Source organism: Enterococcus malodoratus, assembly GCF_027659535.1.
Classification (GTDB): domain Bacteria; phylum Bacillota; class Bacilli; order Lactobacillales; family Enterococcaceae; genus Enterococcus_A; species Enterococcus_A malodoratus.
Genome location: NZ_JAQDPG010000018.1, coordinates 25,203 through 49,496 on the forward strand (window position 1 = coordinate 25,203; position 24,294 = coordinate 49,496).

Here is a 24,294-nt window from a genome sequence, read left to right on the forward strand (position 1 = left end):
TCGAAATAAATTCGATTCAGCTTCTTTTTTGCCATAAGATATTCGCTTCGCATGCAAGCTGATCGCCTAGACGAATTTCGTGACGCGTTTTTACTTCATCACCTTCAATGATCTCATAAAAACTCTCAATATCATTTCCATACAATACTTCTTTATCAAATTTGACATTTACATACGTCGGTTCGTGTTGTGTCATAAAGTCATAGCCCAGCACATCGATCAACCAATTGAAATACATGGCGTTATTAACATGATGATTGCTATCAAGATCATAATATCGTACGTGATACAGTTTTCTTTGTTCCTCTTCAACTTTTTCATTTTTTGGCCAGCGACGAATTTTTTTGGTTTTTGGTGATTCGTAAGGCGCCATAAGTTCGGCGTCGACACTGCTCATTTTCCGATTTTCTATATCCATCAAAACAAAAGACATCTCAATCTTCAATAATTCCGTTCCAGCTAAATCATATATCCAATAGCTTCGATAGCAGAAATAGCGATTGAATTCTGTTGGTTCGGTCACGACTGTAATCTCTTCGCCAACTTGGGGCAGTCGGTTAATCTTTACTTCCGTTTGCGTAATCACCCATGTGATGCCTAAAGTATTGATGTACTCTGTTCCCCGCTGCAATTCATCGCTTTGATCCGATGATGCCTTGATAGCGACACTCAATAGAGCAGGAAACGTCATATTTTGATTGATATCGCACTCATAATAAGCGACTTCGTGATTCATGGTGTATCTTTTTCCCAATTACTTTCCTCCTAAAGCTAAGACACGATCTACCGCATCCCCATAACTTTCACCAAAAATATTCAGGTGAACAAGCAGATAGTAAAACTGATAGACCGTTAGTCGATCTTGCCAGCCTTCGCGCATCGGTAGAATTTCTTGGTAGCTGTCGATAAATTCCTGACGAAATCCGCCAAAAAGTTGTGACATCGCGAGATCCATTTCCCGATGTCCGTAAGAAACTGCCGGGTCAACAAAGACCGGCTGACCGTCGACATCGAAAAAGGTATTTCCGCTCCAGAAATCTCCGTGCAATAAAGTTGGTTCAAAAGACATTGTACCCCAATTTTGATAAACCCACTCTTTAAATAACTGATAATTTTTTTCTCGTTGGGCTGTCCAGCGATTTCGTCCATTGGCAATTTCAATTTGAACGCCTAAACGATTAGTAAAATAGAAGTCCCACCAATCAGAAGAGCGTGTATTAATCTGTGGTAGTAAGCCCATAAAATTATTTCTTTTATAGCCAAACTTAATCGCTTTTATCCCATGCAGTTTGCTAAGATCACGCGCCAAGTCTTTTTGGTCGCCTTCGCCTGGTTCGATCCATTCCATCAAAAGAAAGGCCCCCCCGGCAAAGCTTCCATGTTGATACGTTTTCGGTACTCGCACAGCATTGCTCAACTCGGCTAAGCCGTCGACCTCTGCTTGAAAGAAATCTGCCGACATTTGAGGATGATATTTCAAAAAAAAGTTTTGTTTGCCATCTGTTACACGATATGCCTGATTGATATCTCCACCACCGATTGGCACTGCTTTTGATTGTAATTGTAGATAATTTAACAATTCATCCATCTCGTCAACTCCTTACAACAAGTAAATTTTTTGTAGGTCTTTGATTTCTGGTGCTGATACTCCAATCCCTTCGTGAATAAACTGTGCTACGGTTCCATAGTGTTCTTTAATTTGTTCAAAACTAGTCTGCAAATAGACTTCCTTAGCAGACATCATGTCTTCAATACCATGTAGCGATTCAGCTGGCAGTCCTGCCAATTCCGCCTTCTTATACATTTCTTGTATAACTTTTTTTAAATAACGATTTGTCGCCATATAATCTTGCACGATCGTTTCACTATCCACGTCTAGACAGTTCAATAAAAGAATCGCTGCGAATCCCGTCCGATCCTTTCCCGCTGTACAATGAAACAGCAAGCTTTCATCTGTTCCCTCGTTGTCCAATACTAAATCAAAAAATTTGCGGTATTGTCCGCGAACATGCGTGTCTGTTACAAAATGCTTGTATACTTCAACCATTTGCTGAAGAGCATCCTCACCATCTTGCATACGCTGCATCATTTTTTTAGGTGAAGCCGAAGCTGTTTTTGTCTCCTTAATAGGAAAAATTGGTAAAAAAATATTTTTTGCTTCTGGTATCTCTTGATCTGGTTGAGCATTCCGTTCTTCAAGTGAACGAAAATCAACAACCTTTTTGATCCCATACTCGCTTAAATAATTCTTATCTTGGGTGTCTAAATGATTGATACTGGCAGAGCGGATTAGTTTGCGATGAGCAACTTTACGCCCATCCTTTGTCTCATAACCACCCAATTCCCGTAGATTTTCAGCATGTCGAACCGCTAAAAGTTTAGGCATTCAACAAACCTCCTTTTTGCTAAAAGTATAGCACAACCCAGAAGAAAACGCTTTTCCAATCCAAAAAGGACTTAAAACAAGCGCGCTTGTTTCAAGTCCCTTCTGAGTTATGCCAAGGCACCCATTGGGTCCCACGGAGCTAAAACAGTTGGTTCTGCCTCAAAGGCGGCCAATTGTTCTTGCGTTAAAAATTCTTTGCGAACAACGATTTGATACGTGTATTCATCCATCCATTCGTCACTCATAACAAAGAATCCCTTCTCACCGACTTTTTCGCCCCAACTATTTTCAACTTTCCATTTTTTCGCTTGGTCATCAATCAAATCGACACCCGTCAAAACCATCGCGTGGGTCATCATACTTTCACCATAATCCAACCGTTCCGCTTTGGTCATTGTCAAATCAACATCAAACAAATCATCAACATCATACGCATCTAATGCCATAATACCGCTATCGCGAGTGGAAGATTGACCGACATCACAACCGAACCAAACAGATTCTCCTTGTTCCAATTGTCTAACAGCTAAAGCCTTAAACTCGTCCATTTCAAGATTCAAATATTTTACTGGTTTGTCGCCTACCACATTGCCTAACATATCGACAGTGTAGGACTTCATAAACGGTTTGTCTTCCGTTGGTGCATTGATAATACTTACATAATCATCTAAATTTACACCAACATACTTCTCATAAAAACTTTGCGGTGTTAATGCTTGATCCAAATGATAGTTCTTTTCATCATCACGATATTCAAAGTCAAAATTATCCGGCGGAGTCCCCAATGAAATCGCTAAAAGATTATAGACTTCTTGCAGCATCGCTTCACGATTGGCTTGTATCTCCTCATCTGTCGCTTCCTCTGCTGCCATTTGGCGTAATAAAACAGCATGTTTACGCAATAGTTTGTTCAGATAATTATTTAAATCGCGAGAGTTCGAGCTGTTGCTGCTTTCTGGCATCACACTTTTCGGTACGACCCCATATTTTTGAAAAAGGGACACGATCATATCCCATTGACCGCCATCTTGTTGCGGTGTTTGCAAAAGAAAAGCAACTTCGCGACTCGATGTAGGTTGTTCCGCTGTCTTTAAAATATTTTCATAGAAATAATTTGCCTTTTCGTATTTATCCCAAAAAAACGTATAGTTTTGTGAAAGCTCGAAGTCTTTCAATTGGAATGTCGTCAACATTTTATGACGGAAGGTATTTAGTGCCGCGAACATCCAGCAACGACCGGATTGTTTTTGATTCGCTACTTTGCCTGTCGCAAGATCAATCGAAAAGACCGGAGTATTTTCAACATGTGTTTGTATATTTTCGGCAGAGGCACGAATCCCGTTTTTTACAACGCTTCGTTGCAATGCGACTTGTTTAGAATTTTTTTCAAAAGCTTCACGAAAAGCTTCAGTTCGTTCATTTTCAATTTTTGCCATAAAAAAGCCTCCTTGGCCTCATTTTACGCTTAATGAGTCAAAGAGACAATTAGTTTACAAGCTTGGCTGTAATGCTCGCTTTCCTCGAACGATCCAGCGACCGACTTTTTTACTGGATAATGCCGCCGTTAACAGCATACTTCCAATAAACAGCAGCAGGACTTCTACGGAACTAATTTCAAAATCAAAATCTAGCGCCCGCAGTCCCTTAACTAAAAATCCATGGAGTAAATACACCGTCAGCGTATTTCTTCCCCAGTTAGAAAAGAAGTAGCGGCCTTGGGGTACCAGCATCAAAAAGGCGCTGATACCAATCAAACCGGCTGCAAAGAAAAGCAATCGCTGCGGACCTCCAAGCAAGGGATGATTTAAATAGTCTTCATACGGTTTAGAACCGAATACCCAATATTTGTTAATCAAATCATTTCCTTGGATAAACAGAAACAAGCCGCTAAATAGCAGGATAGCCAACCATTTTTTAGGATAAGACCTCAGTTTCTCAATCCAACTTTTAGGAATCACATATCCCACCATGAAATACGGGAAGAACGTCAATGTCCGCTGAATGGCTAAGTAACGATCAAAAATCGGAAAATAGCCGACTAGTAGTGCAAGAATTACGCTGGCAATCAAAACTTGTTTAACAGTGAAACGCTTCGTGAGATGAAGAAAGACATTCCAGCAGAACAAACTCAATAAAAACCATAAAGACCATTGCGGGATACCAAGGTCTAAACTAAAGGAATCCTGCAAACCGATCAATGTATAATAGCCGGAATAAAGTAGTTGAAAAAAGATATACGGAAGCAGCAATTTTTTTACCAGACTCATGATTGGTTTGGGGCCGCTTTTCGCAAAGTAGCCTGAAATTAAAATGAAGGCCGGCATATGGAAAGTAAAAATGAAATAGTACAAATCATTATATACTGGATGATCATTCACAAACGGTTGCAAGAAATGTCCGAATACAACTAAGATCATCAAAAAAAGTTTTGCGTTGTCAAAATAGGCATCGCGTTTTTCCATTTTATCCCCCCTCAATTTTGAGTATAACGAGGATTTTTACCAGTTTCAAAAGGATTGCGCTAGTTTTAAAAAAAGGTCATGCTTTCCTCAACATTTCCCTCACATTTAAAGACTTTATTCACAAAAACTTCATTTTTTAGGTGTAAAAAAATAGAGACAATAAAATTGTCTCTAAAAACTCCGGCAGTAGGACTCGAACCTACGACATCATGATTAACAGTCATGCGCTACTACCAACTGAGCTATGCCGGAAGAATACTTTATTATCATATCAATTTTTAAATCATCATGCAATCATAGATTGTTCTTATTAAAAGATCAGTCGCGCATTTCATTACATTGTGAGAAAAGTACACTAACACGAACTAGGAGAATTTTTATGCCCAGACGACTTCATCGAAAAAGAAAAAACATCAAGCTAAGACTCGGTCTTTCAATTCTATTAATAGTTATTCTAGCGTTAAGCGGGATCTACATTGAGCACGCTCGCAAGCAACAGGCCGCCGCGGAAAAAAATACGGATACCGAGCTTGTCAGCTTGCCCGAAACATCGAATGGCTTCAAAAATAAACAACCAATCGAACCAAAAAATGCCGTTTCGGCTAATATTGAACAAGCTTTAGTAGAAAAAAACTTTAGCGGGACCGTTCTAGTTTTTCAACAAGGCAAAGTCATTTTGAACAAAGCCTATGGTTGGAAAGATCAGGCCAAAAAAATTCATAATACAATTGCCACACAATATTGTATTGGGTCTGTTCAAAAAGGACAAACTGCTTATCTGATTATGCAAGCCGTCAAATCAGGTAAATTGTTCTTGGACGAAAAGCTTAGTGCCTTTTTCCCTCAAGTACCTAATAGCGAAAATATTTCTATTAAAGATATGTTGAATATGAGTTCTGGTTTGCGAATCGACGAAAAAAAAATCGAAACACTAAATACAACCGATACAAAAGAAATACTTTCCGAAACACTTCGCCAAACGACTGTTTCTCCAAATGCCGGTTATTCTTATCAACCAGTTAATTATGTCTTGCTAGCAGGCATTTTAGAACAAATCTATCAAACGGATTACAATTCTTTATTTGATAAGGTATTGAAAGATCCGATGGAATTAAAAGAGACTGATTTCTATTCTGAATCGAATAAGGATCAAGCTCTATCCTATTCGCAATCAGCCAATGGCCCGGTCTACGCACCGACGACCGCATCGTCTTATGCTGATGAGCTTGGCACAGGAAACGTCTTTATGTCCTCAGGCGATCTGTATCAATACTTTCAAAATCTCTTCAACGATCGCTATTTAACAAGTCAAGATCGTGCTGAGCTTTTGCATACCTATTTAGGAGAAAAATATGCCAGCGGTCTCTATACATTGGCAAACAGATACCATACACGCGGCGTTAAAGCTCGCTTCGAAACAGTCGCTGATTTTTCAAAAGATGGAAAAAACGGAATCATCTTGCTATCAAATGTTTGGACTCAACCTAAAGGGTACGATGATTTCGTTGGTCAGTTATATACTAAGGTTGCCGCAGTTTCTTAAGCGGCGGCCCTAGTATAAATAAAGATTTCAGATCATTCGATAGCAACTTTTTTTCTGTTTAAGCAGTTGACAAACAGCCTTTTCTTCGCTATTCTATATCTTGTGTTAAATAACTATGCCGCCTTAGCTCAGCTGGTAGAGCACCACCATGGTAAGGTGGGGGTCGTCGGTTCAAATCCGACAGGTGGCTTCCTAGGAACGTTGAGAAATCAACGTTCCTTTTTTATGCTTAATTTCCTTACAAACAACACAAGATAAAATTGGACAAGTGACAGCCCCAAAACTGTTCCTCCAAAAATATCAGTTATCCAGTGGACTCCGGATACAATTCTTCCTATGACAAGCGCAACCATTCCTATAATGCATAGATAGGATAAATACTTTTTGAGCATTCCCTCTTCCTTGCTCAATAGATAAAAGGCTGAAAGTAAAACGGAAACAGCAAGAAATGTATGACTTGATGGATAAGAAGCCTCTAATTGCCCCTCCACTAAAATCGGTCGATAATTGATCACAACCTTTTCAAAAAAGATATAAAAGCCAGCTATAGCCGCGTATAAAAATCCTAATCCAAGAATTTTCTGGTCAATCAAGCTAATTTTCTTGCGAATACATAATTGTAGAAATCCGCGAAGCGCAAAATAGCCCATGAGTAACAAAGGAAAAATTCCTAATATCTCCGTTACTTGATACCAAAATGAATGAGTTCCGATCGTACTAGAGAAAAATTGATTGATTGCCGCAAATCCTATCTCAGAATGTCGCGGTCCAATTTGCTGTACATCGATCATTTTTAAACAAATCGTGTACAAAATAAAAAATAGAAATAATCCTATCGGTAGGTGTAACGCCTTTTTCTTTCATCTGCTTCTTATGCTCCTAACTTTTTATTTGGCAGCTATCCAACTAAAAAGTAGCAAGATTATCAATAAACAAAAAGAAGCGCATCGTCACATAGACGTGACGATGCGTGTCATTGGCTTTTTAATAGGAATCCCACCTTGGTTGCTAAAATCATTAACATATAAGTAGCAGGGTAAGGATGTCTGGTCATGATGAATAGAAGTATGCCGATCAATGTCAAAATTAGGGAAATTTCCTTGTTCACTTTCCGTTCCCTATTAGAAGAAACGAGCTCGTACAATCCAAACGAGATAGTTAAAATAATAAAGATCATAAGAATCGTTTTTAGAAATAGGGTCTCAGGATATAAATGCCACATTGTTACAAATGCAATACCATCTCCTCTAGCTTGTCCAAAAATAGGGAGCAGTATCAGCAACCCAACCATACAGTCTAAAATACCTAATAGCAGCTGCTGGAACTTTTGTTTCTGCCTTTTCTTATCGTTTTCTGCAATCGAGATCAACTCGCGATTAGAAAGTAATTCATCAATCGAGATATCAAAAACCTTAGAAATAGCCTTGAGTGACTCAATACTGGGAAACCCTCTACCCGACTCCCACTTCGAAACGGCCGTTCTGGAAATAAACAGCTTATCCGCTAATTCTTCCTGTGTCCACTCTCTATTCTGGCGTAATTGTTTTAGTTTTTCATTGAAATACACAACATTCCTCCAAATTCTCTTTCAACAATGGTTTTGTCCATAAATCATACCATAATAGAAATTTCTTTTTCGGACAAAAAAAGAATCAGCAGAAATATCGCTGATTCTTTCACTCATTGCTATAGTTTATTCGTCTTCGTCATCATCACTATTGATTCGTTCGTTAACGTGACAAATATTATTTGTAGCTGATTCTACTAGCGCAAGTTCTGTGCCGATCATTTCACTGTTGATAAAATCAATTACCATCGGCATATTCATTCCAGCATACAAATCGATTGCTTGTCCTTCTAAAATCATTCGCGAAACAACGTTGCAAGGAGTACCGCCCATTAAGTCCGCCAAGACGACAAACTCATCTAACTCGGCAATCACTGCTTCAAATTTGACACGAAAGTCTTCTGCTGATTCTGAAGGAAGCAAACCGACTGTATAAATGTTTTCTTGCGGCCCCATAATCATTTCTGTACTCTTTTTTAATTCCTCGCAAAAGAGTCCATGACTGACTAAAACTAAATTTTTGCCCATATAATTCCTCCGTTACATTCTGCTGAAACTGACAATTCAAATGGTATTATTTAGAAATTACACCTAAGGCAGACAAAGCCACACAAACAATTAAAACGATAAAGATTGCTTTGGTAGAAGTCATATTCTTTTTACCTAGCATCCAATAAACACCACCGACGATACCAGCTGGCAATAAGCGTGGCAAGATCATGTCTAAATTGTTTTGCATGTTTAGCGTAACATCGCCAATACTTGGTGCCCAAGAGAATTTTACATTAATCATGGTTGCAACAAGTGCTCCGACCATGAAGACCCCAAGTAAAGTCGCTGCATCAGTTAAAGCGGTCAAACGATGCTGCATCGTTGTAACGAGCGAGATTCCTTCACGATAAGCAAATTCCAACTGTTTCCAACGAAAGATCATGACCGCGATTTGTGCGATGATCCAAATAAAGATCCCGGTTGGATTTCCATTGATCGCCATATTGGCAGCTAGAGCGCCAAAGATCGTTGGAATTAAAGCCGCAAAGATCGAATCTCCGATTGCAGCGAAAGGTCCCATCAACCCTGCTTTTAACCCTGAAACTGTCTGTTTACCACCGATTCCTTCTTTTTCTTCGATCGCCAGATCGATCCCAGTAATGATCGTATTGAAGAAATTCGACGTATTAAAAAATTGTGTATGGGTTTTCATTACTTCTTTCAATTCTGGTGTATCATCGCCATAGATCTTGCGCAGCTGCGGCAAAATCGTGTAAAGATACCCTGATCCTTGCATCCGTTCATAGTTCCAACCTAGCTGGAAAGTGAACAAGCTTCTGCGATTGATCTGCTTAAAATCTTCCTTCGTCAACTTGTAATTAGATTTCGTCATCTTCGATCTCTCCTTCATCTGCATCATTGGAAGCATCATCTTTTTTCGGTGCGGGCGCATTTGGTATCATCTGCCCATTCTTATAGCTGATTGCGGCCAAGGCAAAACCAATCAACGCAACTGCTAACATTGGCAGTGCATTGAAGACGCCGCTGAAGTCTTTCACCACACTAGCGACTCCCGTTCCCAATAATTGCATATTGGTGAAGACCGTTCCTAATAAGGCCGTCAATGTGAAGCCCAGAATCAAATAAGGAAAATGTTTTTTGACTGGCAAGTAACGTAATAAAATTGCAAACCCGACTGCTGGCAAAACTGCACCAGCTACTGATAACCCATCACCTAACCATTTTAAATCACCATTTAAGACAGCCACAACTTTTTCTACTAAGCCGCCACCGAAAGCCAAGGCTAGAAAGACTGGTGTCATACGAGATAAGGACCATGGAAGAGCACCCATTAAGAAGTTCCGTTCGATACCTTTATAATTCATATCCTCAACTAATTTATCGATCCGATGTGCAAAGTACGTATTGGCAAAACGAGCCAAGATGTCCAATTGAATCATCAAGCTGGCAACCGGTACTGCGATGGCTGCAATCGCTTGTTCAGGATTCATGCCTAATGCTACGGAAAAGGCTGTTGCCAAAATTGTCCCGGAGTTCGCATCGATTTTTGATGCCCCGCCAAATGTACCGACACCTAAAACGGTCAATTGCATACTACCACCAATAATAAGTCCAGCTTTTAAGTCTCCCATGACTAATCCGGCAAATAATCCGGCAAAAACGGGGGCGCTTAATGAAGAATAAACTTGCAGCTCATCTAAAATTTGATACCCTGCATATAATGTTAATAATAAGATCTGCCACCATAAGATATCCATTGTATTACCCTCCTATTTCGCTAAAAGACTCATAAAGTCTTCTGCTTTATCACTTGGGACCATTTGTGCAATCAAGCGAACACCTTTATGGTTCAGTTCATTAAATACATCCACGTCCTGATCAACAACATTGATTGACTTTGTAATTGAACGTGTTTCATTCGATTGCGACATATTCCCTACGTTGATCTCTTCAATCGGTACACCTAACTCAACTAGTTTTAACAAACGGTCTGGTTTACGCACGACGATCAATAATCGTTGAGAATCATATTTACCAGCTAAAATATTATGTGCCGCTTTTTCGATTGGCAATACGCTCAATTTCACGCCGGCTGGTGTCGCAAGTTTCAATCCACTTTTTTCAATGTCATTTTGAGCGACTTCATCATCAATAACCATAATGCGGGAAATGTTCAATTTCGTCGTCCACAAATTTGCCACCTGTCCGTGAATCAAGCGTCCATCAATTCTTACTCCGATAATACTCATGCTTATCCCTCTTTCATTTCTATATATAGTGGTTCTTTTAATAAACTTATTTCAGGTTGATACGTGCCTTCAGTTTCGAAAATGACGATCTCGTTGTTTCCTTTGTTTAGCAACCCTTTAGGAATGTATAGTGAAAGCGTAGGTCCCACTTCCCAGAAACGGCCGATATTCGTTTGATTAACGAAAACGACACCTTTACCAAATTTTGCTAAATCAAGAAAACAATCTTCAACTTCCTCCAAAGCTACCTCATAGCGATAAAAACTTGGCTGATTGGCCTGCCACTCTTTTGAATAATCGATGTTCTCACATGAATCCAACGGCAGACAATAGTGCTCCCAATTAGTAATAAAATGCAGATCCGCCATCACTCCGGTACGAATTCCTTTTTTCTGAGTATCCGCAAATAATTTATGACCGTAATTGACTCGCCCCATGTTTTCGATTAAAACATCGATTTGGTTGTTCGCTTGTTTCAAAGGAACGGTTATATCCTCGCCTATCTCCGTTTGATACTGTGTCGCCTTCAGCTCCTGATTGACAAACAGCTGGCTGCGGTCGCGACCATCAATCACTCTCAATCTTTCTTCTTCCGCGTCTTTTTCAATTGTCGTTCGATACAGCAAGTACCCGGTATTTTGGCCTAACTGCTCCATTGTTTGCGGATACTTCGAGCGAACAGGTTCGCTGAAAGTCTCCAACGTAGCAAACAAACTAACCTTATCAGTTAAAGGAATACTTTCCTTTTCCATCGTCTGCTTAATCAGCGGTTCCATTTGCGGAATCTCAGGATAATTCTCGCGGATCATCTTTTGGATCGCATAATATTTCTTAGTTGGATTTCCTTGTTCGTCTAGTGGCGCGCCGTAATCATAGGAAGTGATCTGCGGTAAATCAATCACTCCGCGAGCAGAGCTGCCATTCATAAAACTAAAATTGGTTCCCCCATGAAACATGTACAAGTTGATACTTCCCTGGACTAGGACCTCTCTCACTGCCTCAGCCAATTCTTGCGGGTCGCGTTGAATGATGGGTTCTTTCCAGCGATTAAACCAGCCATCCCAAAACTCCATACACATTAACGGCCATTTCTTGTCATGTTCATCAAAGAAACTTTGCATCGATGCGAAATTCTCTTTTGCTTTAGAACCAAAATTGCCAGTAACTAAAATATCTTCATCGATCATGCTGCCAGCTCGCAAAGTCGCCCGCCAAGGACCATCTGATGTGAAAAGCGGCGCTGTAATGTCTCGCTCAATCAGCAGGTCACGAACCGAACGCAGATATTCTTTCTCTTCTCCATAGGAACCGTATTCATTTTCAATTTGGATCATTAGGATATTGCCGCCATTAGAAAGCTGATGCGGCACAATCTTTTTCAGCAGAACATCATAATAGTCAGCGACATGATTCAAATAAACGGTTTCATTTGAACGGATTCGAGTTGATTCATTTAAGAGCCATGCTGGAAAACCGCCAAACTCCCACTCGGCACAAATGTAAGGTGCAGGTCGAACAATTGCATAGAGCCCCAAATCCTGAGCAGTCGATAAAAACCGTTCCAAATCCAAAATGCCCTCAAAATGGAAGTCATTCTTTTTCGGTTCATGCAAATTCCACGGTACGTAGGTCTCAACCGTATTAAATCCTAAGGCCTTCAAGTTATATAATGAATGATACCAATCGGCAGGATCGACCCGGAAATAATGAATCGCTCCAGACATAATCTTGAAAGGTTCTCCATTCAAAAGAAACTCTTCTTTAATTTCAAAAGTATCCAAAAGCTCACTCCTCAATGAAAGCGTTTTTAATATATTAATATATTAAATTATTTTAAATAGAAAGTCAATCCTTTCTATTCTCTTCTGATGTGTTAAAATCAAGCCATAGAGGGAACTCAAACTATTCTAATGAAATTTTTAGTCCCTATTCATTATTTGGAGGAATATTATGGCAATCCCAAAATATCAAATCATCAAAGATGAGCTGAAGCAGCAAATCATTTCTGGTAAATTTGAAAATGGCGACAAGTTTTATACCGAAGCAGAATTGGCAGAGATGTTCAAAGTCAGCTCGATCACAGTTATTCGCGCATTAAATGATTTAGTGAAGGACGGTTTTCTGGTTCGTCATCAAGGGCGCGGCTCCTTCGTCTCCCGAGCTCGGAAGGGAAAAGTAGTCGAATTTTCCGATATAGAATTATTTCCCATCAGCCACGATCAAGTACAAGTGCTATCGATCGTTCGCGGCAATGATCCAGAATTTTTGAGCAAGCTAGAGCTGTCGGATACTGCTTTCTATTATTGTATTGAACGGTTGCGTACCACAGAAGACGTCCCTTACATGTATCATCGGACGTATTTACCGGAACAATATGTAAATTCGAATTTTCCGGAATTAGGCTACTATAGCTCAATTTATCAGCGCTTCAAATTGGATTACAACATTCATATGAACGAAGAGAATTTTACCGAAACCAATGAAATCAAATTTCCTACTCCTAACGAGGAGGCCGAAAAACTACAAATTTCTACCGACGAACCGACCGTTTTACAGATTCGAGTAACAAAACGGCGGGATACTCAACAAGTACTGGAATACGTTGAGACCTATAAGAAATGGAACTTCTACAAGATCGAACTGGTTTCAAAAACAAATTAATGCAGATCGAGCTAACGCTCGATCTTTTTTACGGTTATTTTTTCAAAATGGTTTTTCACGTTGGCTGGATCGACATGTCCGGTCTTGTTTTCTTGGGCATTTGCCATCCCGGTCGCCATGCACATCTTCAACAGATCCATCGGAGGCATCGCTTTCGATAGTCCATAAGCAAAGCCTGCGATCGTTGAATCACCGGAACCAACCGGATTAACTACCTGAATTGTTGGAATTTTTACGCGATAAAAAGTGTCTTGATATTTGGCAATAGCCCCATGTTTCCCTAAAGAAACAACAATCCATTCGATCTCTTCAAATAGAGGTTGAGACAATGCTGCCTGAATATCATCCAGCTCTTCTAAAGAAAACGCTTGTCCCAATAAAGCCTCTAACTCTTCCAAGTTCGGTTTGATTAAATAAGGTTTTTGTTTGGCTGTTATAACCTGTTTCAAACTTTCACCAGAGGTATCTACTAAAGCCTTTACTGCGTGCTGTTGCGCAATTTGGACTAGTTTCTGATAAAAGTCTGACGGGAATCCCTTTGCTAGACTGCCAGAGATTGTTACAATATCCGCTTGTTTTATCAACTCTTCGAACTTTTCCAAAAAGGCGGCCTGTTCATCTTCTGAGACTGTCGGACCAGATTCTAAAATCTCAGTCTGATTGCCTTCATGCAGAATCGCAATGGAATCGCGACTTTCTTCAGCAATTGGTGTAAAGTCTTGCTTGATCCCTGCTTTTTTTAATTCTTCCGCGATGTATGCTCCATGAAAGCCTCCAAGAACACCGGTCGCCAAAACATCCCCGCCCAAATCATGAATGACGCGGGTCACATTGAGTCCTTTTCCACCGGCCGTCTTTGTTACCTTATTGGTTCGATTAACAGTATCGATTTTCAAGGTAGCTAAAGGGTAGGAAATATCAATCGAAGGATTCATCGTTACCGTTACTATCACGAAATCACCTCCTAATTCCTAATTTATTTTTTCCTGCCGTGTAATATCTAGCTGGATATTCTATTTCATGACGGCTTCTTCAGCGACTTGAACTTTTTCGAACCAAGAACTTGCCGTTTGGGCTAGAACCTTATTCAAGCCTTCAATATTTTCTCGACCTTCTTTTTGCAACCATTCACGAGCAGCCGCTTCACCTGATTCGATGTAAGGTTTCACGCCATTTTTCCAAGTAGCACGTCCGCATAAAACACCGTTAAATGTTGAGCCGGCCTCTTTAGCAAAGACTAACGTTTGTTGGAACAACTCTGTTGAAACACCAGCGCTCAAAAAAATGAAGGGCAAATCTGTCGCTTGGCTTTGTTCTAAGAAATAGTTTGCGGCTTCTGCTTTGGTATAAGCTGTTTCACCTGTTGCGAACCCTTCGACATAATTCATGTTGACCGGCACTTCGACTTTCAAGACATCCACTTTGTATTGCGGTTTCGAAAATTCCTTCATCATCTCATTGACTTTATGTGGTTTTACTTTGGCATATTCCAATGAGCCGGCATCGCTATTTTGAGCATCATAAGAAACCAATTCTAAATAGAATGGCAGGTCTTCTTCCGCACACTCGCTGCCTAATCGTTCAATAAAAACATGCTTTTGATGATTGATCGTTTGATCTTCATCGACATCATAATAAAGCAAGAACTTGATCGCATCTGCTCCTTGTTCTTTCAAACGCAAAACAGACCAATCCGCTAATAAATCTGGTAAACGACCTGGTGTCGTCGCATCATAGCCGGTTTTTTCATAGGCTAATAATAGACCTGCATCTTCATGACGAGCTTTAGCTGCCGGCAAGCCATATTCCGGATCTAATAGAATAGATGATGCATAGGGGGTCAATTCACTGGAGACTAATTCCTTGAATCCTTCAATATGTGCATCTGTTGGTTCTGCGTCTAATGCCTTGATCATCTTCTTCAACGCACCACGCTGATCGATCGCCAAAGCACTGATAATTCCCTCTTTTGTTGATAAGCGATCCATCGCCGCCTTTTTGCCTGCTGTTAATGTAAGCATGGTTCTTCCTCCCAATTGACTCTTACTTGTACTCATGAATCGTTACGCCTTTTACGACACGGTTAACCGTTCCTGTTGGTGACGGGGTATCAGGTTTGTTTGCCACTTTGATTGAAGTCAATAATGCTACAGTCTGTGCCACCATGACATCTGCTAAGGCTAAATAGCCGTCGGGCAATAATTGTGCATCTGTTGAAAATTCAAATTTGTTTCCTGAGAAATTACGTTTACCTGATTGGGTAATGGCAAAGACACCGGAAGCGATTTCATCTTCATGAACTTCTTCTAAGACATCCAAGTCATAATCACGTGTATACGGATCATTGTTAACAAAGCCGAACATCACTGTTTTTTCATTGATGAAGGATTTAGGCCCATGACGGAATCCCATTGATGAATCGAAAACTGTCGCTATTTTGCCAGCTGTTAATTCTAAAATCTTCAATTGCGCTTCTCGGGTCAATCCAGCTAAACTTCCTGAACCGACATAAACGATTCGTTCATAATCCAGTTCAACAATCTTTTCAATCTCAGTCTCGCGAGCAATAACCTCTTTGCCTAATGAAATTAGGGTTTCAACATATTGTTGTTTTTCTTTTAAGTCGGTTTGATCAAAGGTCAACAACGCTCCTAGAGTCATACAAGAAAAACTACCTGTCATCGCGAACCCGTCGTCGTTCGAACGAGCCGGCATCAATAATAGGAAACTGTTCGATTGTTCCTTGCTGATTTGAGCCAATTTTCCATCTTCCGCACAGGTAATCGATAGATGATGGATCGTATCAACCACTTGGTCGGCAACCTCGACAGCCGCTATACTTTCAGGACTGTTCCCGCTTCTGGCAAATGAAACCAATAATGTCGGTTCTTCCTTAATCAAATATTCTTCCGGTTCTGCCACAATATCCGTGGTACCGATACTTTCAAAACTAAAGGTTTGACGATCGCCATGTTTGCGCAAATAAGGAACTACGGTATCGCCGACATATTGTGACGTACCTGCACCAGTGAAAATCACCCGTGTACGTTTGCCTTGTGCTTGTTTTTTAACTTCTGCTAAAAAGTTTTCTAGTTCCGATTGTGCGGCTTGATAAAGTCCAACGGTTTCTTCCCACAATTCTGGTTGCTGACGGATCTCGCGAGTCGTGATCTCCGCACCTAATTCTTCTAATTTTTCTTTTTCTACGGTAAACATGCTGCAACTCTCCTAACTATTTCGAATATGGCGAATCTGATAATGAAATTGATCCGCACGAGCGACACTCAAAGTAAATTCAATAATTTCATTTTTCATGTTGTAGGTTTGACGGGCCAAATGAAGAACCGGCGCTCCGATTGGAATCATCAATTGTTTCGCATCATCTTTCGCGGCGACACTGGCATACAATTCTTCATCGGCTAAACGGACTGTTTGATCGAAATCCTCTGAAAAAAGATCATATAGCGGCTTGCTGCGTAAAAGCTGGTCGTCTAACGTTAAGAAGTATTTGACCGGTAAATAGCTGTCCTCGATCATTAATGGTTCCCGATCGGCACTACGCAGCCGGCTCAACTTAAAGACGGTTTCACCTAATGACAGATTAAGATGCTGAGAAATAAATTTGTCTGCCTCGATTTTTTCAAAAGATAAAATTCTAGTCTCTGGATTTCGTCCCAGACTCTTCATTTGCTCGGTAAAACTATACGCTCCAGCTATATCCGCGGCGTCCTTTTTGAGATCAGAAACAAAGGTGCCCTTTCCATGACGACGATAGATATAACCATCATTTTCCAATTCCTGCAGAGCCAAGCGAACCGTCGTCCGACTAACTCCATATTGTGTTGTCAATTCTCGTTCAGAGGGCAACTTATCATGAGGAATCATGCTCGTTTCCATCCGTTTTTTCAATAAATCAACGAGTTGATGATACAAAGCTTTGTTTTTAAACGCATTTTCCATGGGATTTTCCTACCTTCATAACTGGTTATAACCACAACCCAATGGTAAGGTGGTTTTTTTATGTTTGTCAATACAAAAATTTTAGAAACAGAATCAATATTTAACAATCATTGATTTAAAAAGGTTTCATGTGTCGAAAATCCTTTTCTCAGAGATTCGGAATTTCTCTTCTGTTCTTATTTTTGGACTAAACGAATCAAAAATCTAATACCAGTTGCATGTAGTGGTACTCAATTAAGTACAAAAAAAGTGCCGACCAAATGGTCAGCACTTCAACTCTATTTTTCATTAGAAAACAAGAACCGGCGTTCCTACTTCCAGCATTGGGTACAATTCATCCATTTTAGCTGGCGGAGTATTGATACAGCCATGAGACCCTCGATACAACCACAGGTCCCCGCCATAAGCATATTGCCAATCAGAATCATGAATCCCAACACCTGTTTTATCAATCGGCATCCAATAACGTACGGGACTGGCATATTTTGAGCCGTCATCATTCAATCCCCGCAAAACCTGATCCGTTGATTTACTGGTCACGTAATTTATGCCTGGCGGCGTCGGTGTCGAAGGTTTCCCGCTGACAATGTCAGTCTCAAAATTCACTTTTCCATCTTTGTAATACCACATGTATTGATTTTGCAAATCCACCTCTACATAAGTATTCCCGATATTCGTCTGCACATTTGGCACATCACTCTCTACCAGCGGAACTCGGCTGAAGTTTTGTCCTTCCAAGATTTGAGCGGACAATGCTTTGACCTCTGCTGGAATATCGATCGACCAACTATAGATTCCAACGGGCACAGCAACATTTCCCCGGCGCGTGCTGCTAAATTGTGTAGGATTATTTTTCGTATTATACTCTTCATTCAGTTTCGTTAGATAAGCGGTCACTTCATCCTGATTCAACGATATTTCTTTCTGCTCGTTTATCGTAAGCCAATTGCGCAGCTCGTCAGTAGAAATTTTCACCTGTTTGCCGCTGATCGTATAAACCGCCTCTAGCTTAGCCAATTGATTCATTTCAGCTTTCCGTTTTCTTAGTCCGCTGTCCTTTTTTGTTAAAATCGGCTGCGCGTAATAATTTTCCGCGTTCAATGAATTTTTGCCATTTTCCAAGTTCTTTCTCAAAGCCTTTTGTGCGGCCGCCACATCAATCGTCGTTCCTTGTTTTTCAGGAACGATTACGAAATTGTCTTTCTTCCATTCGATCGTCGCATTCTTCGTGGGAATCCGCGTCGCATTTTTTTGAAGAATCTCCATTCCTAAACCTTCCACTAGTTGATCAACTTGCGCTTGATCATACGTACTAGAAAGTTGATGCTGACTCCCTGTGAAAAAGTGCAATCCCCAAGCAAATGGATTCTGCTGCTGCTTGATCCCAGCAAGCTCTTTCACGTGATCCTTCTGCCAACCCAAATCGCTTCGCTTGATGTTCCTCCACGAAGTATTATCTAAACGAATGGCAAATGGCGCTTCTGAAAATTTTGCTTTTATTTTTTTGTTGGCCTGATTGATGGTCAGTCCACCGACATTAATGCTATTAACCTTGGTTTTAGGCAACAATCGATCTGCATATTGAATACTTTTAAATGAATAGAAACTAACAACGACAAGTAAAACTACCAAACTGATAATAATGATTTTTTTCTTTTTATCTTGAAAAAAATCGGTCTCAAACCCTCTCAAAAAACATACCCTCACTTTTCTTGATTAAAATCGGTCTTTTCACAGCAGCCACCCAACTGCCTAGAGAAGGCCATTCCTTTTGCTACCATCATATTCTACCAAAAAAGTAACGGCCATTGTTCTATAATTTATATTTTTTTAGTGAATATGGCGATTTTCGAGGAAGAAAAATTTTTTTCTCGATATTTTCCACTAATTAGTATTCGAAAATAGCTTTTAAATAATTAGGTGATCGCGAAGGTAAGACTGAATATAGTATCCTTTTTTTGTTTGTTCATTACTATTAAGTTATGAATGAAACATGAAATAGCTGATCATCCATTCTACGTTCAGGCTGATCGATGGCCATCTGGATCTTTTCGGCATAGGCCTTGCCTAACTTCTTATAAGGCTGGTGAACACTCTTAATTTGCGGTCGTACGATCTGTGTAACTTCTCCTCCATCAAAACCGACAACGGTGATCTCTTGATCCATTATTTTCCCACTATCGTAAATTGCTTGATAACAGCCGATGGCTACCATGTCATCACAACAGAAAATGGCACTAACATCTGTCTCATTTAATAATTCCGAGGCCCCTTGATAGCCTCCTGCAATAGTTAAAGGCATCTGTTTAATATATTTTTCTTCTATTAATAGGCCACAATCTAGTAACGCTTGCCGATAAGCTTCAAAGCGTTCTGCCAAATGATAGTGCTCGGAATTGTCTATTATCAGACCAATCTTTCGGTGCCCTTGAGCAAGCAGCCACTCAATGGCTCGATAGACACCCGAATACTCATCAATCTTGATCGTCCCATAAAACCCATCATTCAGACCACGATCGGCAAAAATTACTGGAATATCTCGAAAGCGTCCATTTTTAAATAGCTTCTTGTCCTGATAATCATTCGGCGTAAATAATAAAATACCTTCAACCGCAATGTTTGCCAGCTGATTTAATAATTCCTGCTCTTTATCAAATTCATGATCGGACTCGCAAATAATTAGATAGTACCCCTGCTTCTCTAATTGATGTTTGATTTCTTTTAAGATAGCCGCTGCAAATTGTTCCGAAAAATCAGGAACGATCACACCGATCGTCTTGGATTTTTTCGCAATAATATTTGAAGCAAAGTAATTGGGCGAATACTCCTGCTCCTCAATCACCTTTAGCACTCTTTGTTTCGTGGCCTCGCTAAAGCGCCCGCCTTTTTGATTGATGATCTGAGATACCGTTGTGACCGATACTCCCGCCATTTGCGCTACTTCCTTTATCGTAATCTTCATAATTCACCTCGCACATTGTTTTCTTCGTTTACCTTTTCTTAAGAAATATTTGGTCGTTTTTCCGATTTTTTCTCGGTTCAATTTTCTGATTTTTTACAGCAGAATTTCAACATTGCAACTTTTACTAGCGCTTTCAAAAAAGGGCGTTCAGAATAGGGCTCAAAATCCTTATCAACTAGCTCTTTTCAATTATTCTTAATAGAGATTAAGTATTTCAAAAGTCCCATTTCGGTGATAAGTTGTTACATTTATACATTACTCTGTAACCTATTGTCACTGGTTTATAACCCATGCAATACAAAACGATGGTAAAGTATGTCTCGTAGTCGAAATGACTGATTTAAAAAAACAAAAAACTTTTTTGGAGGAATTTACATAATGAAACTTGGAAAAACTCTAGTACTTACGACTTTACTTACAGCCGGTGCAGCATTTGCATTAGGAACAAGCGATGCTCATGCAGCAGAAAACTACACTGTTAAATCTGGTGATACGTTATCAAAAATCTCAATCAAATTTGCTGGCGACAACAGCTTAGTTGATTCCATTGCAAAAGAAAACAATATCTCTAACGTTGACATGATTATCGAAGGTCAAAACTTAACAATCGATACGGACGCTAAAGGAAACACAACAGTGACTCCTGTCCAAGAGCAAGCGGCTCCTGCACAAGCAGCAACACCTGTTCAAGAAACAGCAGCCCCAGCTCAACAAGCGGCACCCGTACAACAAGCTGCAGCCCCTGTTGCTGAAGCTTCAACACCAGCAAATACCAGCTCAGCTAAAGAATGGATCGCACAACGCGAATCTAGCGGTTCTTATACTGCAACAAACGGTCAATACATCGGACGTTACCAATTATCAGCTTCTTACTTAAATGGTGACTACTCTGCAGCTAACCAAGAACGTGTAGCTGACCAATATGTAACTTCTCGTTATGGATCATGGGAAGGCGCTCAAGCTTTCTGGCAAGCAAACGGCTGGTACTAAGTCGAATAAATAGACTAAAATCCCTCATTCGAGGGATTTTTTTTGGTTACGTTTGATTAACATAGCTCAGACGCAATATGAAAGACTCTATCAATCTGAAAAAACACGGTTGACTGCGGCTGGAATCTCTTCAACCGTTGCTGCGATTTTATCCGCCTCAGCATCCGTCATTTCTTGCAGATCGCCAAAACCATACAAAACACCGATGCTCTTTAAGTGATTCTCTTTAGCACCAATGATATCAAATTTCCGATCGCCGATCATTACAGCCGAGTCGCCCTCTAGCTGCTCAAGCGCATAAGCAATCACATCTGTCTTCTTTGAACGTTCTCCAGCTAAGTCCGCTCCGAAAATCCCCGTAAAATAGCTTGAAAGATTCACGTCTGCTAGGATCTTCTTCGCATAAAATTCTGGTTTTGAGGTGGCAATCGCTAAAACATAATCTGCCGACAACGCCTCTAGAATTTCTTCGATCCCCGGATACACAGCTAACTGCTTAATTCCTTTTTCTGCATAGTATTCACGATAGATTTCGACCGCTTTTTGCGATTCATCCTTATTCAACCCATAAAGATGATTCAGCGTTTCATCCAGCGGCGGCCCAATAAAAGTATGCAGCGTAGCTAAATCAGGGACTTCCAGTGCTTTTTTCTCCAGCATATAACGAACACTATTCAAAATTCCTTCACTGGAATCCGTCAAGGTACCATCTAAATCAAATAAAACAATCTTCTTCATCATCTACCTCCTGTCCCCATCCTACTGATTCCTTTAACAAATATCAACCCAAGGCAATATTCTTGCTAAAAAAACTTATTCCACATATACTTACTTTTAGTAAGAATTTTTAGGAGGAATTTATTATGGACACACAAATTCGCGGATTACACCACGTTACAGCAATGACTTCTAGTGCCGAAAAAAATTACCGCTTCTTTACGGATATTTTAGGCTTGCGTATGATTAAAAAGACCGTCAACCAAGACGACATCGAAACCTATCATTTGTACTTTACCGATGATGCCGGTGCTCCTGGCACAGACATGACCTTTTTTGACTTCCCACAAATTCCAAAGGGAACGAAAGGGACAAATAGTATCTCTCGGACTGGCTTCCGGGTTCCAACGGATGCTTCTCTAGCTTATTGGGCACAGCGCTTTTCAGATTTAAACGTGGCTCATAGTGAAATCAAAGAACGCTTTGGTAAAAAGTATCTAGAATTTCACGATTATGACGATCAGTTGTTCCAATTAGTTTCAGATGAAAAAAATCACGGTGTCGCTGGCGGAACTCCTTGGAAGAATTCAAATGTTCCTGCTGAACATGCGATTTTTGGTTTAGGACCAACGATCGTAACCGTAGCAAAATTCGAACATTTAAAACTAGTTTTAGAAAACTTATTAGGATTCAAAGAAACGGCCGCTGAAGATAGTCTTCATCAATTTGAAGTTGGCGAAGGCGGAAATGGTGCTACAATTATTGTAGACGATCAGCCCGACATGATTCCAGCACAAGAAGGCTATGGAAATGTGCATCATTTAGCTTTGCGTGTTGCTGATGACGAGGCACTTCGCGATTGGATCGAGAAGATCAATGCTTTAGAGTTTCCAAACTCCGGCTTTGTCGATCGTTTCTATTTCCAATCTGAATACTTCTTAGCAGCACCAAATGTTTTATTTGAATTAGCAACAGATGGTCCAGGCTTCTTACAAGATGAAACCTATGATAATGCAGGAGAGATCTTATCCTTACCGCCTCATCTACAATCAAAACGCGAAGAAATCGAAGAATATGTTCGCCCCTTTGATACATCTGATGCCAATAAAAAACGTCAATAAGGAGGAAACCATGCTCTTCTATTCCGCTAAAGATCTAACAACTAAACAGAATTATAAGTTTTTGACTGGCAGCGTCATTCCACGACCGATTGCTTGGATCACGACAATTGATCAAGAGACAAAAGTCATAAACGCTGCTCCCTTTAGCTATTTCAATGTTGTTGCGAAGGATTTACCTTTAGTCAGTCTCTCAATCAATCGAAATGATCAAAAGATGAAAGATACTGCTCGTAATCTGCTTCAGCAAAATGAGGGTGTAATTCATCTTGTGGATGATAGTGTATTAGCGGAAATGAATCAATCCTCTGCCAGCTTGCCCGCTAACGAGAGCGAACTATCTGATAGTGGTCTCACACTTTTAGATAGTCAAGCTGTTGCCGTACCAGCTATTGGTGAAGCACCGATTCGTTTTGAGGTTCGGCTGCATCAATATATCCCAGTCAAAGATCATCACGAGAAAATCATCAGCGACCTGTTTATTTTGGAAGTGTTGAATTATCATTTTAAAGAGACGCTTATCAATCAGGAAAAAGAATATATCAACTCATTAACATTCGATCCATTAGCACGATTGGCCGGCAATACTTACAGTCATATCGCAAAAACGCTGGATCTCAAAAGACCAAAATAAATAAGGAGTGGGCTCGTTTGAGCTCACTCCTTATTTTCACGTAGATCAATAATTTGCACATTTCCATCAATCATACCGCTAGGACCTTTTAGTTTAATCAAAGACATCCGTGGATCAAAGATCAAAGACATCTCATCCTCCAAATACAGTTTAGAATGTTCTTTGATCGAGATTTTACCGATCGTACTTTCAACATCCATTGTATAATCTGAATCGTCTTGATCCTTATCCAAGATTAACAAACGAAAGCTAATGTTTAGCGCACAACTACCTGATTTAGAGTATCGGCCTACACCGTCATCCAAGTCTAAAACAATTCGGCTATCTTGATACTTCTCAAGTCGTTTTACCAATTCATCTGCAATATTTATATACATGATTCTCATCACCTCAAATAAAGCATAGCACGATTCCACCAATCAGCTAAATACTTTGCTCACAAAAAAAGACAACCCATAATGGATTGTCTTAAGAACTCCGGCAGTAGGACTCGAACCTACGACATCATGATTAACAGTCATGCGCTACTACC

Annotated in this window: 25 protein-coding genes and 2 tRNA genes; 6 read left to right on the forward strand and 21 right to left on the reverse strand. The window is 40.1% G+C overall.

Annotation, left to right across the window (positions count from 1 at the left end; all coding sequences use genetic code 11):
• Positions 1 to 16 precede the first annotated feature (16 nt).
• The 6 genes from PGP85_RS20465 to PGP85_RS20490 all read right to left on the reverse strand — a co-directional run bounded on the left by PGP85_RS20465 (position 17) and on the right by PGP85_RS20490 (position 5,100).
• On the reverse strand, positions 17 to 754 hold the full coding sequence (locus tag PGP85_RS20465; RefSeq protein ID WP_270329084.1) for an acyl-[acyl-carrier-protein] thioesterase: 738 nt from the start codon (positions 752 to 754) through the stop codon (positions 17 to 19).
• Positions 755 to 1,588: a fructosamine kinase family protein gene (locus PGP85_RS20470; protein ID WP_010743230.1), complete on the reverse strand. Its 834-nt coding sequence runs from the start codon at positions 1,586 to 1,588 to the stop codon at positions 755 to 757.
• A 12-nt stretch (positions 1,589 to 1,600) separates the two neighbouring features.
• Entirely contained in the window at positions 1,601 to 2,386 is a 786-nt protein-coding gene (locus tag PGP85_RS20475; RefSeq protein ID WP_270329085.1) for a tyrosine-protein phosphatase, read from the reverse strand.
• 107 nt (positions 2,387 to 2,493) lie between these two features.
• Positions 2,494 to 3,822, reverse strand: coding sequence for a C1 family peptidase (locus tag PGP85_RS20480; protein ID WP_270329086.1), 1,329 nt, complete (start codon positions 3,820 to 3,822; stop codon positions 2,494 to 2,496).
• Between the two features lie 54 nt (positions 3,823 to 3,876).
• Positions 3,877 to 4,848, reverse strand: coding sequence for an acyltransferase family protein (locus tag PGP85_RS20485; RefSeq protein ID WP_270329087.1), 972 nt, complete (start codon positions 4,846 to 4,848; stop codon positions 3,877 to 3,879).
• 178 nt (positions 4,849 to 5,026) lie between these two features.
• Positions 5,027 to 5,100: transfer RNA gene (locus PGP85_RS20490), tRNA-Asn, on the reverse strand.
• A gap of 127 nt (positions 5,101 to 5,227) precedes the next feature.
• Between PGP85_RS20490 and PGP85_RS20495 the strand changes: the two genes are divergently transcribed.
• Positions 5,228 to 6,391 (forward strand): serine hydrolase domain-containing protein, encoded by a 1,164-nt coding sequence (locus PGP85_RS20495; RefSeq protein ID WP_270329088.1) that lies wholly within the window; start codon positions 5,228 to 5,230, stop codon positions 6,389 to 6,391.
• Between the two features lie 117 nt (positions 6,392 to 6,508).
• Positions 6,509 to 6,581, forward strand: a tRNA-Thr gene (locus PGP85_RS20500).
• Positions 6,582 to 6,600: 19 nt separating this feature from the next.
• On the opposite strand, the gene PGP85_RS20505 is transcribed toward PGP85_RS20500, so the two are convergent.
• The 7 genes from PGP85_RS20505 to PGP85_RS20535 all read right to left on the reverse strand — a co-directional run bounded on the left by PGP85_RS20505 (position 6,601) and on the right by PGP85_RS20535 (position 12,501).
• Complete coding sequence (locus tag PGP85_RS20505; protein ID WP_270329089.1) at positions 6,601 to 7,182, reverse strand: phosphatase PAP2 family protein; 582 nt, start codon at positions 7,180 to 7,182, stop codon at positions 6,601 to 6,603.
• Between the two features lie 182 nt (positions 7,183 to 7,364).
• Positions 7,365 to 7,958: a helix-turn-helix domain-containing protein gene (locus tag PGP85_RS20510; protein WP_270329090.1), complete on the reverse strand. Its 594-nt coding sequence runs from the start codon at positions 7,956 to 7,958 to the stop codon at positions 7,365 to 7,367.
• 126 nt (positions 7,959 to 8,084) lie between these two features.
• Complete coding sequence (locus PGP85_RS20515; RefSeq protein WP_010743223.1) at positions 8,085 to 8,486, reverse strand: PTS sugar transporter subunit IIA; 402 nt, start codon at positions 8,484 to 8,486, stop codon at positions 8,085 to 8,087.
• A 46-nt stretch (positions 8,487 to 8,532) separates the two neighbouring features.
• On the reverse strand, positions 8,533 to 9,342 hold the full coding sequence (locus PGP85_RS20520) for a PTS system mannose/fructose/sorbose family transporter subunit IID (RefSeq protein ID WP_090402972.1): 810 nt from the start codon (positions 9,340 to 9,342) through the stop codon (positions 8,533 to 8,535).
• Complete coding sequence (locus PGP85_RS20525; protein ID WP_090402973.1) at positions 9,329 to 10,228, reverse strand: PTS mannose/fructose/sorbose/N-acetylgalactosamine transporter subunit IIC; 900 nt, start codon at positions 10,226 to 10,228, stop codon at positions 9,329 to 9,331. Before PGP85_RS20525 ends, PGP85_RS20520 begins: the two co-directional genes overlap by 14 nt.
• Before the next feature lie 12 nt (positions 10,229 to 10,240).
• Positions 10,241 to 10,720, reverse strand: a complete 480-nt coding sequence (locus tag PGP85_RS20530) for a PTS system mannose/fructose/N-acetylgalactosamine-transporter subunit IIB (protein ID WP_010743220.1) — start codon at positions 10,718 to 10,720, stop codon at positions 10,241 to 10,243.
• Positions 10,721 to 10,722: 2 nt separating this feature from the next.
• Positions 10,723 to 12,501 carry a glycoside hydrolase family 35 protein gene (locus PGP85_RS20535; protein ID WP_270329092.1) on the reverse strand — a complete coding sequence of 593 codons (1,779 nt, stop codon included), beginning with the start codon at positions 12,499 to 12,501 and terminating at the stop codon, positions 10,723 to 10,725.
• 169 nt (positions 12,502 to 12,670) lie between these two features.
• On the opposite strand from PGP85_RS20535, the gene PGP85_RS20540 reads away from it, so the two are divergent.
• On the forward strand, positions 12,671 to 13,381 hold the full coding sequence (locus tag PGP85_RS20540; protein ID WP_010743218.1) for a GntR family transcriptional regulator: 711 nt from the start codon (positions 12,671 to 12,673) through the stop codon (positions 13,379 to 13,381).
• Positions 13,382 to 13,392: 11 nt separating this feature from the next.
• Here PGP85_RS20540 and PGP85_RS20545 read toward each other — a convergent pair whose 3' ends face one another.
• From PGP85_RS20545 to PGP85_RS20570, 6 genes are all read right to left on the reverse strand, one after another.
• Positions 13,393 to 14,334 (reverse strand): hexose kinase, encoded by a 942-nt coding sequence (locus tag PGP85_RS20545; RefSeq protein ID WP_270329094.1) that lies wholly within the window; start codon positions 14,332 to 14,334, stop codon positions 13,393 to 13,395.
• A gap of 60 nt (positions 14,335 to 14,394) precedes the next feature.
• A complete protein-coding gene (gene lacD / locus PGP85_RS20550; RefSeq protein WP_090402977.1) occupies positions 14,395 to 15,402 on the reverse strand; it encodes a tagatose-bisphosphate aldolase in 1,008 nt (335 codons plus the stop codon).
• Between the two features lie 22 nt (positions 15,403 to 15,424).
• On the reverse strand, positions 15,425 to 16,597 hold the full coding sequence (locus PGP85_RS20555) for an SIS domain-containing protein (protein WP_251865779.1): 1,173 nt from the start codon (positions 16,595 to 16,597) through the stop codon (positions 15,425 to 15,427).
• A 12-nt stretch (positions 16,598 to 16,609) separates the two neighbouring features.
• Positions 16,610 to 17,341 (reverse strand): GntR family transcriptional regulator, encoded by a 732-nt coding sequence (locus PGP85_RS20560; RefSeq protein ID WP_010743214.1) that lies wholly within the window; start codon positions 17,339 to 17,341, stop codon positions 16,610 to 16,612.
• A gap of 288 nt (positions 17,342 to 17,629) precedes the next feature.
• Positions 17,630 to 19,033: a L,D-transpeptidase family protein gene (locus tag PGP85_RS20565; protein WP_270329095.1), complete on the reverse strand. Its 1,404-nt coding sequence runs from the start codon at positions 19,031 to 19,033 to the stop codon at positions 17,630 to 17,632.
• A 283-nt stretch (positions 19,034 to 19,316) separates the two neighbouring features.
• Entirely contained in the window at positions 19,317 to 20,303 is a 987-nt protein-coding gene (locus PGP85_RS20570; RefSeq protein WP_270329096.1) for a LacI family DNA-binding transcriptional regulator, read from the reverse strand.
• A 378-nt stretch (positions 20,304 to 20,681) separates the two neighbouring features.
• Here PGP85_RS20570 and apf point away from each other — a divergent pair, with 378 nt between their 5' ends.
• Positions 20,682 to 21,293, forward strand: a complete 612-nt coding sequence (gene apf, locus PGP85_RS20575; RefSeq protein WP_270329097.1) for an aggregation-promoting factor — start codon at positions 20,682 to 20,684, stop codon at positions 21,291 to 21,293.
• A gap of 90 nt (positions 21,294 to 21,383) precedes the next feature.
• Here the strand turns inward: apf and PGP85_RS20580 are convergent, their stop codons facing one another.
• Positions 21,384 to 22,031, reverse strand: coding sequence for an HAD family hydrolase (locus PGP85_RS20580; protein WP_270329098.1), 648 nt, complete (start codon positions 22,029 to 22,031; stop codon positions 21,384 to 21,386).
• A 125-nt stretch (positions 22,032 to 22,156) separates the two neighbouring features.
• Between PGP85_RS20580 and PGP85_RS20585 the strand changes: the two genes are divergently transcribed.
• A complete protein-coding gene (locus PGP85_RS20585) occupies positions 22,157 to 23,131 on the forward strand; it encodes a ring-cleaving dioxygenase (protein WP_010743209.1) in 975 nt (324 codons plus the stop codon).
• A 10-nt stretch (positions 23,132 to 23,141) separates the two neighbouring features.
• Complete coding sequence (locus PGP85_RS20590) at positions 23,142 to 23,762, forward strand: flavin reductase family protein (RefSeq protein ID WP_010743208.1); 621 nt, start codon at positions 23,142 to 23,144, stop codon at positions 23,760 to 23,762.
• A gap of 23 nt (positions 23,763 to 23,785) precedes the next feature.
• On the opposite strand, the gene PGP85_RS20595 is transcribed toward PGP85_RS20590, so the two are convergent.
• Entirely contained in the window at positions 23,786 to 24,139 is a 354-nt protein-coding gene (locus tag PGP85_RS20595; protein ID WP_010743207.1) for an iron-sulfur cluster biosynthesis family protein, read from the reverse strand.
• Positions 24,140 to 24,294: the final 155 nt, after the last annotated feature.